The 14,318-nt window shown below is 68.9% G+C and carries 13 protein-coding genes and 1 other RNA gene; 4 read left to right on the top strand and 10 right to left on the bottom strand.

Translation table 11 applies throughout. The features are described from left to right. Positions 1-228: 228 nt before the first annotated feature. Positions 229-1,413, bottom strand: coding sequence for a class I SAM-dependent methyltransferase (locus JWP60_RS05250; RefSeq protein ID WP_299787330.1), 1,185 nt, complete (start codon positions 1,411-1,413; stop codon positions 229-231). 69 nt (positions 1,414-1,482) lie between these two features. Here JWP60_RS05250 and JWP60_RS05245 point away from each other — a divergent pair, with 69 nt between their 5' ends. Further along, positions 1,483-3,228 carry a 7TM diverse intracellular signaling domain-containing protein gene (locus JWP60_RS05245; RefSeq protein WP_299787327.1) on the top strand — a complete coding sequence of 582 codons (1,746 nt, stop codon included), beginning with the start codon at positions 1,483-1,485 and terminating at the stop codon, positions 3,226-3,228. A 51-nt stretch (positions 3,229-3,279) separates the two neighbouring features. On the opposite strand, the gene JWP60_RS05240 is transcribed toward JWP60_RS05245, so the two are convergent. Genes JWP60_RS05240 through JWP60_RS05225 form a run of 4 tightly spaced genes read right to left on the bottom strand, consistent with a single transcriptional unit; the run spans position 3,280 to position 6,417 of the window. After that, positions 3,280-4,203, bottom strand: a complete 924-nt coding sequence (locus JWP60_RS05240; protein ID WP_299787324.1) for a tyrosine recombinase XerC — start codon at positions 4,201-4,203, stop codon at positions 3,280-3,282. Positions 4,204-4,213: 10 nt separating this feature from the next. Then, the gene (locus JWP60_RS05235) at positions 4,214-4,909 is read right to left on the bottom strand and encodes a DUF484 family protein (RefSeq protein ID WP_299787321.1); all 696 of its coding nucleotides are present in this window, start codon (positions 4,907-4,909) and stop codon (positions 4,214-4,216) included. Position 4,910: 1 nt separating this feature from the next. Then, on the bottom strand, positions 4,911-5,777 hold the full coding sequence (gene dapF / locus JWP60_RS05230) for a diaminopimelate epimerase (RefSeq protein WP_299787318.1): 867 nt from the start codon (positions 5,775-5,777) through the stop codon (positions 4,911-4,913). Positions 5,778-5,784: 7 nt separating this feature from the next. Continuing rightward, the gene (locus JWP60_RS05225) at positions 5,785-6,417 is read right to left on the bottom strand and encodes a 2-hydroxychromene-2-carboxylate isomerase (RefSeq protein WP_299787316.1); all 633 of its coding nucleotides are present in this window, start codon (positions 6,415-6,417) and stop codon (positions 5,785-5,787) included. Between the two features lie 155 nt (positions 6,418-6,572). On the opposite strand from JWP60_RS05225, the gene JWP60_RS05220 reads away from it, so the two are divergent. Further along, positions 6,573-7,952 (top strand): NAD(P)/FAD-dependent oxidoreductase, encoded by a 1,380-nt coding sequence (locus JWP60_RS05220; protein WP_299787313.1) that lies wholly within the window; start codon positions 6,573-6,575, stop codon positions 7,950-7,952. On the opposite strand, the gene JWP60_RS05215 is transcribed toward JWP60_RS05220, so the two are convergent. Continuing rightward, complete coding sequence (locus JWP60_RS05215; RefSeq protein WP_299787310.1) at positions 7,953-8,972, bottom strand: tripartite tricarboxylate transporter substrate binding protein; 1,020 nt, start codon at positions 8,970-8,972, stop codon at positions 7,953-7,955. An 89-nt stretch (positions 8,973-9,061) separates the two neighbouring features. On the opposite strand from JWP60_RS05215, the gene JWP60_RS05210 reads away from it, so the two are divergent. Next, a complete protein-coding gene (locus tag JWP60_RS05210; protein WP_299787308.1) occupies positions 9,062-9,601 on the top strand; it encodes a carboxymuconolactone decarboxylase family protein in 540 nt (179 codons plus the stop codon). 171 nt (positions 9,602-9,772) lie between these two features. On the opposite strand, the gene JWP60_RS05205 is transcribed toward JWP60_RS05210, so the two are convergent. After that, positions 9,773-10,747 carry a tripartite tricarboxylate transporter substrate binding protein gene (locus tag JWP60_RS05205; protein WP_299787305.1) on the bottom strand — a complete coding sequence of 325 codons (975 nt, stop codon included), beginning with the start codon at positions 10,745-10,747 and terminating at the stop codon, positions 9,773-9,775. 27 nt (positions 10,748-10,774) lie between these two features. On the opposite strand from JWP60_RS05205, the gene JWP60_RS05200 reads away from it, so the two are divergent. Further along, entirely contained in the window at positions 10,775-12,409 is a 1,635-nt protein-coding gene (locus JWP60_RS05200; protein WP_299787302.1) for an MBL fold metallo-hydrolase, read from the top strand. A 41-nt stretch (positions 12,410-12,450) separates the two neighbouring features. Here JWP60_RS05200 and rnpB read toward each other — a convergent pair. The 3 genes from rnpB to JWP60_RS05185 form a co-directional block, all read right to left on the bottom strand. Continuing rightward, positions 12,451-12,799, bottom strand: an RNA gene (gene rnpB, locus JWP60_RS05195) — RNase P RNA component class A. A 166-nt stretch (positions 12,800-12,965) separates the two neighbouring features. Further along, positions 12,966-13,835 (bottom strand): protease HtpX, encoded by an 870-nt coding sequence (htpX, locus tag JWP60_RS05190; RefSeq protein WP_299787299.1) that lies wholly within the window; start codon positions 13,833-13,835, stop codon positions 12,966-12,968. Between the two features lie 103 nt (positions 13,836-13,938). Beyond that, a partial coding sequence (locus JWP60_RS05185; protein WP_299787296.1) for a DUF3025 domain-containing protein occupies positions 13,939-14,318 on the bottom strand: 380 nt, incomplete at its 5' end.

Here is a 14,318-nt window from a genome sequence, read left to right as displayed (position 1 = left end):
TCGCATCGGGCGCCAATCAAGGCGCACGGGGCAGCCCGCACTCGCGTGCGGGCAAGCCGGGCAACGCGGAGTGGCGCCCGATGCGACCCCTTCCCTTCGGGTTGCGATTCCAAGGGGCCATCCGCTTCGTTGCGAGGCCTTGCTGGGGGTGACCCCAGCAGCGGCCTCGCGCCTTGCGCCTGGCCCCTTGGAATCGCAACGCGCCCCTGGAAATAGCGTGAACAGGCCCTAGGCTTTGCGAATCACCACGAGGCCCTTGAGGTACTCCCCCTCCGGGAAGGTCAGCGTCATCGAGTGGTCCGGCGCGGCGCCCATGCGGTCGGCGATGTAGCCGTCGACGCCCGCGTCGGTCCCCGCCGAGGCAACGATCTTGTGGAACAGGTCGGCCGAGATGCCGCCGGAACAGGAATACGTGAAGAGCACGCCACCCGGGGCCAGCAGTTTCAGGGCGAGCCGGTTGATGTCCTTGTAGGCGCGGGCGGCCTTCTCGGCGTGGGCCACCGTGGGCGCCAGCTTGGGCGGATCGAGCACGATGGCATCGAAGCTGCGGCCCTCCTCCCCGAAGCGCCGCAGGCTGGCGTTGACGTCGGCATCCAGGAACTCGTTGCGCGCCACGTCGAAGCCGTTCAATGCCACGTTGGCACGGGCGCGCTCCAGCGCCGGGCCCGACGAATCGATCGACGTCACCTCGCCCGCGCCGCCCGCCAGCGCCGCGACCGTGAAGCCGCCCGTGTAGCAGTAGCAGTTGAGGACGCGCTGCGCCCCCAGCCGCCGCACCCATTGGGCGAAGCGGGCGCGGCTTTCGCGCTGGTCCAGGTAGAAACCGGTCTTGTGCCCGCCGGCGATGTCCAGGCCGAACTTCCACTCGTGCTCGGCGATGGTCAGCTCGGTGGGTCCGCTGCCCCGCAGCCAGCCCTTGACCTCGGGCAAACCCTCGAGCCCCCGGGCAGCGGCATCCGAGCGCTCGTACAGGTGGGCGAGACCGGTCACTTCCAGCAGCGTGTCGGCCAGCACCTTCTTCCAGCGCTCGGCGCCGGCGGAGAGGAATTGCGCCACCAGCGTGCTGCCGTAGCGGTCCACCACGAAGCCAGGCAAGCCGTCCGACTCGCCGTGAACCAGCCGCACGCCGTCGCTCGGCACCTGCAGGCGTTGTCTCAGCCCAACAGCGGCCAGCAGTTTGCGGTGGAAGAACTGCGCGTCGATCCGCTCGGCTTCGGTGAAGCTCCAGGCCCGCGCCCGCATGCGGGAGGCCGGGCTGAAAGCCGCCCAGGCGAGGAAGCCGCCCTCGTGACTTTCAACACGGACGGTCTCGCCGCTGTCGCCAGCCCCCTTGAACACGGCAGAATCGAACACCCAGGGATGGCGGCGCAACAGGGAGCGTTCGCGTCCCTCCCGCAAGCGGATCACTTTCATTCCCCTATTGTGGATGGGAGCAGAACCCGTAAGAATGTGCAACAGAATGGCAGGCAAGGAGAAGCGCGCATGGGTTCGTTGGCCCGCGGTCGCTGGATAGCGACGGCGCTGCTGTTGCTGGCGATCCTGCTGTGGTCCGCTCCGGCAGCGGCCAGGCACGTCCTGAAGTTCGAGTTCGCGCAGCAACCCGTGATGCTGCACGACGCGGGCGACGCCTGGGTGGACGAAAGCGGCAGCGCCCAGGCGGCGGACGTGGCCACCAATCCCAACCTGCAGTGGCATCCCACCGGTGATGACAACATCTACAAGCTGGGGCGCACGCCCACGCTGTGGATTCGCTTCACCGTGCCACCCACACCCAACAACGAGCGCTGGTACCTCGAAGTGCCTTACCCCGGCGTCGACCGCGTGACCCTGTACTCGCAGAACGCCGCCGGCGAATGGGTCGAACGCGCCGCGGGCGACAAGATTCCCGTGGCGGACTGGCCGGTGCCGCATCGCCAGCCCATCCTGCCGCTGTCGGTATCGACGACGGCGCCGCGCCTGCACCTGCTGCGCATCCAGAACGGCACCATCTTCGGCGCCCCCCTGCAGTTCATCGGCGAGAACTATCTCGGGCGCAGCGCGCAGGTGATCTCGCTGGCTCTCGGCGTCTACGTCGGCCTGGTGGCACTGGCCGTGGTGCTCTCGGGCATCGGCGCCGTCTCGCTGCGCGACAACGGCTACACGATGTATGCCGTGTCGGCCCTGATGATGGGCCTGACCCAGGCGAGCCTGACCGGCCTGGCTGGCCTGCATCTCTGGCCGACGCTGGCCTGGTGGAACGACATGGCGCCGCAGGTGCTGCCGCTGTTCGCCATGGCCTCGCTGCAGATGTTCTTCGCCGAGATGGTGTCGCTGCGCGACCGTTCGCGCTGGATGTACCGCGTGATCGCCGTGGGCGCGCTGTTCGCGGTGCCGCTGGCCGGATACCTGATGCTCACGCCCGACGTGATGGAGCGCCTGCGTCTGATCGTGATCTACGTGGTGGGCGCCACCTTCGCCGGCTTCGGCGTGGTGATCTGGGCCACCCTGCGCGGCGACCGCTACGCGCCCTGGGTGCTGCTGGGGTCCTCGCCGGTGGCGATCGGCGCCTTCTTCCCGCTGGCGCGCGCCGCCGGCCTGATCCCCACCAGCTTCTGGACGCTGTACGGGATGCAGGTCGCCATTGCGCTGGAGTTGCCCATCCTGCTGATCGTGGTGGCGATGCGCAGCCAGCACCGGCGCGAGCACGTGCGACGCATTCAGGGCCTGGACCGGATCGACCCGGCTACCGGCCTGATCAACGCGGCGGTCTTCCACGAGCGGCTGGTGCGCCTGATCGCGCGCTCGCAGCGGCTGAAGTTCCGCAGCGCGATGCTGCTGGTGGACATCGGCAATATCGACCAGATCCGCCGCCAGTTCGATTCGGACTCGGCCCGCGAACTCACGTTGCGCGTCGCCGGCCGCCTGCTGTCGGTGGCGCGCGAGATCGACACCGTGGCGCGGCTGTCGGAGCACCGGTTCGGCATCCTGCTCGAAGGCCCGCTGCATGCCGACGAAGTGGCCGAGGCCGGGCCGCGCATCGTCGCCCGCTGCCTGATGCCCTTCAAGGGCCGCCCGCTCGAATGGGCCGCCCACGTGCGCGTGGCGCAGGCGCTGATCCCCATGGACGGCAGCGACCCGGCGCAATTGATCGGCCGGCTGGAGATGCTGCTGGCCAGCGCCCCGGCGGACAGCCGCCGTGCGGTGTTCATGTTGTCGAAGTCGACGGCACCAGCGGCGCTGATGCCTTGAGCCCGGTGGGGTGCGCCTCGCGCATCCCACCCTACCCCCACCACCACCACCCTAATCTTTGCGTTTCGCCCGCGGATGCGCCGCGTCGTACGCTTTGGCGAGATGCTGGAAATCGAGCCGCGTATAGACCTGCGTCGTGGCGATGCTGGCGTGTCCCAGCAGCTCCTGCACCGCGCGCAAATCGCCACTCGATTGCAGCACGTGGCTGGCGAACGAGTGCCGCAGCATGTGCGGATGCACCGGCGTCGCCAGGCCGGCCTGCAGGCTGCGCTGGCGCAAGCGCTGCCAGATCGCCTGCGCGCTCAGGCGCGTGCCGTTGCGGCCGATGAAGAGCGGCGCCTGTGGTGCATGCTTGGATGCCGCGCGCAGCTGCAGCCATGCTTGCAGCGCCGCGATGGCCTTGCTTCCCACCGGCACCGAGCGCCGCTTGCTCCCCTTGCCGAGGACATGCGCTTCGCCGGCCTGCAGGTCGACCCAGCCCTTGGCCACGGTGCTGGCCTGCACGTCGAGGCCCACGAGTTCGCCCACGCGCAGCCCGCAGCCATACAACAGTTCGACCATCGCCGCATCGCGCGCCTCGAGCCAGGCATCCCCCTGGTCGGCGCTGAATTGAGCGAGTTGCACCGCATCGTCCACGCTCAGCGCCTTGGGCAGCGGCTTGGGCGCCCTGGGTGCCTTCACGTCCACCACCGGATTGCTTTTCACCAGGCCCTCGCGGCCCAGCCAGGCATAGAAGCCGCGCCAGCCGGAAAGGATCAGCCCGATGCCGCGCCCGCTGCGGCCCGCGCCATGCATCTGCGCGACCCAGCGCCGCACGTGCGCGTTGTGCACCTGGGTGAGCGCCACGCCGGCCTGCGTGGCCTGCTGCGAGAGCTTCTGCAGGTCGAGCGCATAGAGCTCCACGGTGCGCGCGGCCAGCCGCTTCTCGACGCGCACGTGTTCGAGATAGCGCTCGACCAGGCCCGCGTCGTCCATCGCCAATGCTTCAGCGCGGACGCAGCCGCGACAGCGCGGCGCTGGCCAGTTCGGCGATGCGCTCGAGGAAATCGGTGGCCAGCCCGGACTGGAAGCGCTGCGGATCGGGCGAGGCCAGCACCAGCATGCCGAAGGCGGGACCGGAGCCGTTGACCGCGCCCGGACGCAGCGGGATCAAGGCAATCGACATCGCCGTGGCCGGCTCCGGCAGCCAGCTCACCGCCTCGATGGCCGACACCACGCCGCAATAAGGCAGCGTCAGCGACGACGCGAAGCTGCGCGCGTCTTCGCTCACGCCCTGCGCGAAGGGCTCGTCGGCATAGCGGGCGTCGACGTCCCAGATCTTCATCGCCAGCTGCGGCACCATGAACTGCGTCTGCAGCTCCGCCAGCAGCGTGGCCGGCAGCGCGCGCGTGGACTGCACCAGCAGCAGCGTCTTCGCCCAGCGATGGATGCGGTCGGAGATCACCATGTTCTCGTTGCCGTGCCGCACCATGTCCATGATGCGGTGCTCCAGCACCTTGATCTTCTCGCGCAGCATCTCGGCCTGCCGCTCCTGCAGGCTCACGGCGCGGTTGCCGTGCGGGCTGGTGAGCAGCACGGAGGCCAGCAACTGTGCGTGGCGCTCGAAGAAGTCGGGGCTGTTCGCCAGGTAGTTGGCGATGTCGTCTTCGGTGATCGGGTTCATCTGCGGTTCGTTCGGCATCTCATTCCAGTTCGATTTCGCCCTCGAAGACGGTGACGGCCGGCCCGGTCATGAAGACCGGGGCATCGCCGCCCGCCCATTCGATGGTCAGCGGGCCGCCGCGCGTCTGCACGTCGACCCGCGCGTCCAGGCGGCCGAGGCGGATGCCCGCGACCACCGCGGCGCACGCGCCCGTGCCGCAGGCCAGCGTCTCGCCGGCGCCGCGCTCCCACACGCGCAGCTTGATGCGCCCGCGCTCCTGCACTTCCATGAAGCCGGCGTTCACGCGCCGGGGGAAACGCGAGTGGTGCTCGATCAGCGGGCCCTGGGTGAGCACGGGGGCGCGATCCACGTCCGCCACCTCCTGCACCGCATGCGGATTGCCCATGGAGAGCACGGCCAGCGCCACGAGGCCGGACTCGGCATGCGTGCCCAGCGCCAGGTGCCACTTCTCCCACCCGCCGTCCTTGTGCGGGCTCAGGCCGGCGGCCACGAAGGGGACCTCCGCCAGCTCGAACACCGGCCGGCCCATGTCCACGGTGACACGGCCATCGGCACCCAGGCTCGGCTCGATCACGCCGGCCAGCGTCTGCACGCGGATGCGCTCGCCCTTGGCCAGGCCCTTGTCGGCCACGTAACGCGCGAAGCAACGCGCGCCGTTGCCGCACTGTTCCACCTCGCCGCCGTCGGCGTTGTGGATCACGTATTCGAAGTCGATGCCGGCCGCGGGCGAGGGCCGCACCGACAGGATCTGGTCCGCGCCGACGCCGAAGTGGCGGTCGGCCAGGCGGTGGTATTGCGCGGTGCTGAGGTTCAGACGCGCGCGGGTCTCGTCGAGCACGACGAAGTCGTTGCCCGCCCCCTGCATCTTGGTGAAGCGGATGCGCATGGCGCGATTATCGGCGCAGGCGCTCCAGGGCGCGGTCGACGAAGGACAGCCGGTCCTGGCCCCACCAGCGCTCGGGATGGCCGGGGATGACGAAGGTCGGCGCACCGAACACCCCCAGGCGCACCGCCTCCTCGCTCCAGGCGTCGTATTGCTGCCGCACGGCAGCCGCGCGCTCCAGTGCGTGCAGCGCGCGGCCGTCGTAGCCGTTCTCGTCCGCGATCGCGATGCGCACCTCGGCTTGCGAGGTGTCGCGCTCCTCGGCCCACAGCGCACGCAGCAAGGCATGCGACAGCACGAAAGCGTCCAGCCCCTGCTGCTGCGCGGCGATCACCATCCAGCCGGCGTACTTGTTCCACTCGGGATCGGCGGGCATGGACTGCGGGTAGTACTTCGGCTCCAGGTTCAGCGGCATGCCCAGGTAGTCGCGCCAGCGCGCGAGTTCTTCCGCGTGGTAGCTGCGGCGCGCCGGCGGCCGCGTGCGGATCGGAATGCCGCCGGTCTGCACCACCACCGCCTGGAAGTCATAGGGCTTGAGCGCCAGCTTCACACCGTGGCGCCGCACGATGTCCTGCAACTGCGGGCCGGCAAAATAGGCCCACGGCGATGACAGGCTGTAATAGCAGTCCAGTTGAATCGTCATCCGCGGATTATCAGCCTGTGAATGTTGCCTCTCCCGCCTTGCCGCCCGTGCCGCCGCAGGCCCTGGCCAGCCCCCGAAACAGCGAAGCGCTCGCACGACTGGCTCGCGCGGCGCGCGCCGACCTGGCGCGACTGAATGTCCCGCCGGCGAATTGGGTGCCATCCTCCTCGAGTCCCGATGGCACACCGGTCCTCGACGTGCTGGTGGCCGGCGCCGGCATGTGCGGCCAGACCGCGGCGCAGGCGCTGCTGCGCGAGGGCGTGGCCAACCTGCGCGTGATCGACCGCGCCGCGCGTGGCGAGGAAGGCCCTTGGGGCACCTATGCGCGCATGCTCACGCTGCGCAGCCCCAAGCACCTGACCGGGCCCGACCTGGGCGTGCCCGCGCTCACCTTGCGCGCCTGGTACGAGGCACAGCACGGGGAGGCCGGCTGGTCCGCCCTGCACAAGATCGGTCGCCTCGACTGGCGCGACTACCTGCTGTGGGTGCGCGACACGGTGGGCGTGACGGTGGAGAACGGGGTGACGTTGGCCTGCGTCGATGACCCCGGATCCGGTCCGGGGCAGGCGCCGGGCGGCCTGCTGCGCGTAATGCTGCAATCGGCAAGCGGCCGCGAGACGGTGTGGGTGCGCAAGCTGGTGCTGGCCCTCGGTCGCGACGGCAGCGGCGCACCGCGCTGGCCCGACTTCCCCTCGCTGCGGCGCGCCGATCCGCTGGCCGGCGGACGCGTCTTCCACTCCGCCGATGCGATCGACTTCGCGGCGCTGCGCGGCCAGCGCATCGGCGTGTTGGGAGCGGGCGCATCGGCCTTCGACAACGCAGCCTGTGCACTGGAGGCCGGCGCCCAGGTGGACCTGTTCGCCCGGCGCCCTTTCCTGCCGCAGGTGAACAAGAGCAAGTGGACCGCCTTCGCCGGTTTCTTCCGCGGCTTCGAGGCGCTGGACGATGCGCGCAAGTGGCGCATCTACACCTATATCTTCGACGAGCAGGTGCCGCCGCCCTGGGAAACGGTGCGCCGCTGCGATGGGCACGAGACGTTCACGCTGCGCCTCGGCACGCCGTGGCTCGACGTGCAGCCGCGCCCGGATGGGGTCCACGTGGTCACCCGCGAGGGCAGCGAGCGCTTCGACGCGGTGATCTTCGGCACCGGCTTCGACGTCGACCTGCCGGACCGGCCGGAGCTCGCCAGGTACCAGGGGCAGATCGAGACCTGGGGGCGGCATGTGGACCCCGCCGAAGCGGCGCGGCATCCCGAGGCCGCGCGCTTTCCCTACCTGGGCTCCGGCTTCGAACTGCGTGGCACCAGCGAGGCGCTGGCGCGCATCCACCTGTTCAACTGGGGCAGCACGCTGAGCCACGGTGCGTTGGCGGGCGACATCCCCGGCCTCGGCGTCGGCGCCAACCGCCTGGCACAGGCCATTGCCCGCGACCTGTTCGTGGCCGATGCCGACCTGCACTGGCAGCGGCTGCAGGACCTGGAAGAGCCGGAGCTGCTGCCGACCAGGTGGTACGTGCCGCCGCCGCAGCGGCCGTGATCAATCGATATTGATGTTCGCGGCCCGCACCACCTCCGCCCACTTCAGGCGATTGGCGTGCACGGTCGCGCGGAACTGCTCCGGCGTCTCGATGCGTACCGTGTTGCCGGCGCTTTCGAGCTTGCCGCGCACCTCAGGCGTTTGCAGCACCGTGCGCACGGCGCCATTGATCCTGGCGACGATCGCCGCGTCGGTGCCCTTGGGCGCGAACAGCGCGAACCAGGTGGAGCTGTCGAAGCCTTGCGTGCCGGGAATGCCGCTTTCGCCAATCGTCGGTACTTCCTGGATCGCGGCCACGCGCTTGCCGGTGGTCACGCCCAGCAGGCGCACCTTGCCGGCCTTGTACTGGCCCAGCACCGTCTGCACCTGGTTCATGATGCAGCAGGCCTCGCCCTTGAGCACGCCCTGGATCGCTTCCGGTCCGCCCTTGTAGGGGACGTGCACCATGTTCAGTCCCAGGCGCGAATTCAGTTCGGCAAAGGCCATGTGCGTGCCCGTGCCGTTGCCCGTGGATGCGTAGTTGTACTTGCCCGGATTGGCGCGCACGAGGTCGACGAATTCCTTGAGTGTCTTCACGTTCATCACGTCGGGATTGACCGTGAGCACGTTGGAGACGTCGATGATGGGCGCGACCGGCACGAAATCGGTCTCCACGTCGAAGGGCAGCTTCTTGTACAGGGCCGCGTTGCTGCCGTGGGTGGCCGCGGTGCCGAACACCAGCGTATAGCCGTCCGGCTTGGCGCGCGCAACGTATTCGCTCGCCACGTTGCCGGCAGCGCCGACCCTGTAGTCGATGATCACCGGTTGCCCGAGCAACCTGGCCAACGGGTCCTGCATGATGCGCGCCACCACGTCGACGCCGGAGCCGGCCGGGAAGGTCATGATGATGGTCACGGAATGCTGCGGCCACTCGGCATGGCCTTGCGCCTGCGCGAGCGGGGCGAGGCCGAGGACAGCGAAGGCGGCAATGAGCGCGCGGCGTGCAAGGGTCGAACGGATCACGGGGACTCCTGAATGCATGGACCTGCATTGTGGCAAGGCACACGCCCCGGTTCCGGCATGAGCTTATGCTGCGGGCCTGCCGACATTCAACAAGCAGGAGACCCACGATGCGCATTCCCGACTGGACCCCCGAACGCAAGCCGCAACCGCAAGACCTGGTGCAGGCCATCCTGGAGCGCCGCGGCGGCGAACTGCTGAACCTCGATCGCGCCCTGCTCTGGAGCGAGCCGCTGGCCCGCGGCTGGAACACCTACCTGAAGAACGTGCGCACCGGCCTGGGCGCCAGCCGCCAGCTGCGCGAGCTGGGGATCTGCACGGTCGCCCTGATCACGGGCGCGCACTACGAGTACCACCACCACGCGCCCGACTACCTGGCTGCCGGCGGCGGGCAGCCGCAGCTCGATGCGCTGCAGGCGTATGTGAAGACCGGCGCCTCCGGCGTGCCGCAGGGGCTGGCAGGCGACGAGGCACTGGTCGCGCGCTATGCCGCGCAGATGACGCGCGACGTGAAGGTCGACGACGCGTTGTTCGCGCAGATGAAGGCGCGCTTCGAGACGGGCGAACTGGTGGAGATCACGGCAGCGATCGCCACCTACAACATGGTCGCGCGCTTCCTGGTGGCGCTGGGGGTGAGTCCGGAAGAGTGAGGCGGGGCCTCGGTCGCGAGATGTCCGTCGGATGTCATTGCGGGCCTTGACCCGCAATCCATGCGGCGCTCATGCACGCGCCGTCGTGGATCCCCGGTCAAGCCCGGGACGACATCCGGGGAGGATGACATCCGGGAGATGACACCCGGGAGATGACATCCCGTCCCGCCCTCACTCCGCCTTGATGTTGTTGTCCTTGACGACCTGCGCCCACACATCGATCTGCCCATCGATGAACGTGCGCGCCGCCTCCGGCGTTCCGCCAATCACGTTGATCCCCTGTCCGCTCAGCCGCTGCGCGATCTCGGGCACCTTCAGCGCCCTGTTCAATTCCTCGTTCATGCGCTTCACGATCTCGGGCGGCGTCTTGGCCGACGCCAGCACGCCCCACCAGGCCGACGCATCGAAGCCCTGGTAGCCGCTTTCGGCCAGCGTCGGCACATCGGGCAGCTCGGTCGAGCGCTTGAGCGTCGTCACGGCCAGCGGCCGCAGCCGCTTGCTGTCGATGTGCGGCTTGGTCACGAAGACGGTCGCCACCGACAGCGGCACATGCCCGGCCACGGCGTCCTGCATCAGCGGACCGCCGCCCTTGTACGGCACGTGCGTCATCTCCAGGCCCGCGTTCCTGGTCAGCAGCGCCATCGCCAGGTGCCCCAGGCTGCCTGAGCCCACGGTGCCGAAGCTCACGTTCTTCTTCGCCTTGGCCGCGGCCGCGACGTCGGCAAACGTCTTGTACTCGGAGGCGACCGGCGTCGCGATCACCATCGGCGAGGTGCCCACCAGGATCACCGGCGCGATGTCCTTCTTGCTGTCGTAAGGCAGGTTGGGGATCAGCGAAGGATTGACGCCGTGGGTGTCGAACACGACGGCATAGGTGTAGCCGTCCGCCGGTGCCGTGAGCATCGCGTGCGTGCCGATGGAGCCGGAAGCGCCCACCCTGTTCTCGACGATCACCGTCTGGCCCAGCTGCTGCTGCAATTGCGCACCCAGGATGCGCGCCACCTGGTCCACCGAACCGCCCGGCGGGAACACGGAGATCAGGCGGATCGGCTGGCGCTTGGGCCAGTCGTTGGTCTGGGCCTGGGCGGCCAGGCAAGTGCAGGCCAGGGCGGCCAGCGTGAGCGAGAGGAGGCGACGCTTGTTCATCCAGGTCTCCATGATGTAATCGCCGGCATGGTAAGAGCCAGCCAGCTGCTTCACCCTCAGCGTGAACCCGCAGTCCCCCGCCCCGCGGCCACCGTCTTGCTGCTGCGCGACAGCGACGCCGGCGTCGAGGTGCTGATGACGCGGCGCTCGGCCACGGCCAGCTTCGCGCCGGGCGCGTACGTGTTTCCCGGTGGCGGCATCGATGCCGCCGACGCACAGGCGCACGATCTCGCGGCGCGCCGACCCACGCAGGCGGACGCCCGGCTCACTCAGGCGATCGCCGCCATCCGCGAGAGCTTCGAGGAGCTTGGCGTGCTGCTGGCCCGGCACGCGGACGGCCGTCCCGTCGACGCACAGGAGGTCGCCGCGCTGGATCGCCATGCGCCCTTCGTGGCGCAATGCCGCCAGCATAGGCTGCTGCTGTCCGCCGACGAGGTGTTCGTGCTCGCGCACTGGATCACCGACCGCGACCTGCCGCGCCGCTTCGACGTGCCCTTCCTGGTGGCGCGCATGCCCGCAGGCCAGGTGCCGGTGGCCGACGAGGCGGAGCAGTTCGAGCCCGTGTGGGTGCGCCCGGCCGATGCGCTCGCACGCCACGCAGCCGGTGATTTCTTCATGATCTTCCCCACCATCCGCACGCTGGAGCGGATGGCGAAGTTCGCAAGCGTCGACGCCGTGCTGGCCGCCTGCGCCGGCGAGCAGCCGCTGTGGACCAGTTGCCCACGCGCCGGACTGCTGCGCGGGGCCGAGGCGCGCTTCATGGAGCACGAGTCGCCCTATGGCGAGCTCGCCCTGGTGTGCCCCGACGGCCAGTTGCTGCACCACCTGGACTGGCGAACCGACGCGCCGGTGGCCCTGCTGCGCAACCTGGTGCGCGTGACCGCGCCCAACCCCGGCGTGATGACCGGCCCGGGCACCAACTGCTACCTCGTCGGTGACCCCGCCAGCGGCTACATCGTCATCGATCCCGGTCCCGAGGACGCCGAGCACCAGCAACGCATCTGGCGCGCCGCCGGCGGCGACATCCGCATGATCGTCTGCACGCACTCGCACGCGGACCATTCGCCCGGCGCGAAGCCACTGCAGGCGCTGTGCGACGGCAAGCCACCGATCGTCGGCCTGCCCTCGGCACCGACGGCGCGTGCCGCCAGCCATTTCGTCCCGGACCGCGTGCTGGCCGATGGCGAATCGCTGGTCGTCTCCGGCGGCGGCGCGCGCCACACGCTCCAGGCGATCCACACGCCGGGTCATGCGGCGAACCATGTGTGCCTGGTGCTGGTGGAGGACGGCCTGCTGTTCTCCGGCGACCACATCCTCAATGGCAGCACCACGGTGGTCGACCCGCCCGACGGCGACATGAGCGCCTATCTCGATTCGCTCGATCGCCTGAGTGCTGCCTGCGCTGCGCAGGGCATCGCGTTCATCCTGCCGGCGCACGGCCATGTGCTGGGGTTCGCCAGGGAGGCGATCGCGCATCTCAAGTCCCACCGCCTGCACCGCGAACGCAAGATCGTCACCGCCATGCGCAACCGGCCGGCGGGCTCGCTGGACGAGTGGGTGGAGCTCGCCTACGACGACGTGCCATCGCGCCTGTGGCCGGTGGCCAAGCGCTCGCTGCTCGCGCACGTGCAGCGGATCGAGGCGCTGCAATTGGCCAAGTAGGGCGGCACGCAAGACACGGGGTGTCTTGCGTGCGAGTGAATGTGTGAAGCCCCCCGATACGCCGGATTTTGTGCACGCGGTTGCCCGCGCGTGACCGTCATTCCTCTGGGCCGGGGGTCGCCCCACCGGCTCGGTGCTACCTACCCGCCAGCTCCGCGGGACCACATCGACGCTGGCCTATTTGGTATTGCTGCGCGTAGAGATTGCCCGTTTCACCCCTCCAACGCCGCTACGGCTTTCGCCGGCACGAACGTCGGAGGACTCGTCTCTGTTGCTCTGATCCTCACCTCACGGTGGACAGGTGTTACCTGCTACGCTGCCCTGTGCAGTCCGGACGTTCCTCCAGTGCGGCCTTTCGGCGATTGCACCAGCGACGGCCTGGAGGGCTTCACGCCGCGATTATCGCAGGCATGCAAAAGGCCGCCCGTGGGCGGCCTTGATCCTGATGTCAGTGGATGTCATCCCGGGCTTGACCCGGGATCCACGACGGCACCTGCACAGGCGCTGCGTGCATTGCGAGTCAAGCCCGCAATGACATGTTTGGAATGTCGAGGGCTTACGTCGCGGCCTGCAGCGCCGCGATCCGCTCCTCGATCGGCGGGTGCGTCGAGAACAGCTTGCCGACACCCGACGTGATGCCCATCGACTGCAGCCCGCGCGGCAGCTCGCCCGGCACCATTCCGCCCAGGCGCGCGAGCGCGTTGATCATCGGCTGCTTGCGTCCCATCAGCTGCGTGGAGCCGCGGTCGGCCCGGAACTCGCGCTGGCGCGAGAACCACGCAACGATGATCGCCGCCAGGAAGCCGAACAGGATATCGAGCACGATGGTGGTCACGAAGTAGCCGATGCCCGGGCCGGAGCGCTGCTCGCCGCGATTGAGCGCACCGTCGACGAAGTAGCCGATCACGCGCGAGAGGAACACGACGAACGTGTTCATCACGCCCTGGATGAGCGTCATGGTCACCATGTCGCCGTTGGCGATGTGGGCAACCTCGTGGCCGATGACGGCCTCGACCTCTTCGCGCGTCATGCCTTGCAGCAATCCGGTGGACACCGCGACCAGCGCGTTGTTCTTGAAGGCGCCGGTGGCGAAGGCATTGGGCTCGCCTTCGAACACGCCCACTTCGGGCATGCCGATCTTCGCCTCGTCGGCGAAGCGGCGGACGGTTTCGACGATCCAGGCCTCGTCGGCGTTACGCGGCTGCTGGATCACCTGCACGCCGGAACTCCACTTGGCGATCGGTTTCGAAAGCAGCAGCGAGATGATGGCGCCGCCGAAGCCCATGACCAGGGCGAAGCCGAGCAGTTGCCCCAGGTTGAGGCCGTTCGCCGTGAGATACCGGTTGACCCCGAGCAGGCTGGCGACGATGCCCAGCACCACGACCACCGCCAGGTTGGTCAGGACGAACAGGAAAATGCGTTTCATTGCTTGGAAAACTCCGAAGGGTGGATGAAGTCACCCTCGCGCCAGTTGAGGCTGCGGCCAGCGGAAATCAAGAGCGCGAGGAAGCCCGCGGACGTTGTTGTTGTTATGGGTTCTGCGTCTTGGGAGGACGGAATACGAGGGAGTCATCATAAAAGGAAAAGTCCTCGTTCTCCGGCCACCACTGCGGCACGCCCAGCAGCGGCAGCGGCGTGAACGGCTTGGCTGCCAGCACTTCGGGCTGGCAGCGCGCCGCCAGCCACGCGTCCGCCACCGCTCCTGAATCGAGAGCAGCGTCGGCACACCAGACGTGCGCCGTCAGCCCCTTGCGTGGATTCGCCAGCTGCTCGAGCAAGGCATGTCCGAAGATCCACAGGCGCGCCTCGCGCCACAGCGGCCGCAGCTCCACGAACAGGCGGTGCCACTCGCGCGCGACCAGCGCCTCCCACAGCGCGGGCGGGGCCGAGAGCAGCGCGCCGTTCTCGT

The organism is Ramlibacter sp. (genome assembly GCF_028291745.1).
Classification (GTDB): Bacteria; Pseudomonadota; Gammaproteobacteria; order Burkholderiales; family Burkholderiaceae_C; genus Ramlibacter.
Note: the sequence above shows the minus strand (reverse complement) of the source record. Positions and strands in the feature narration are given on the sequence as shown.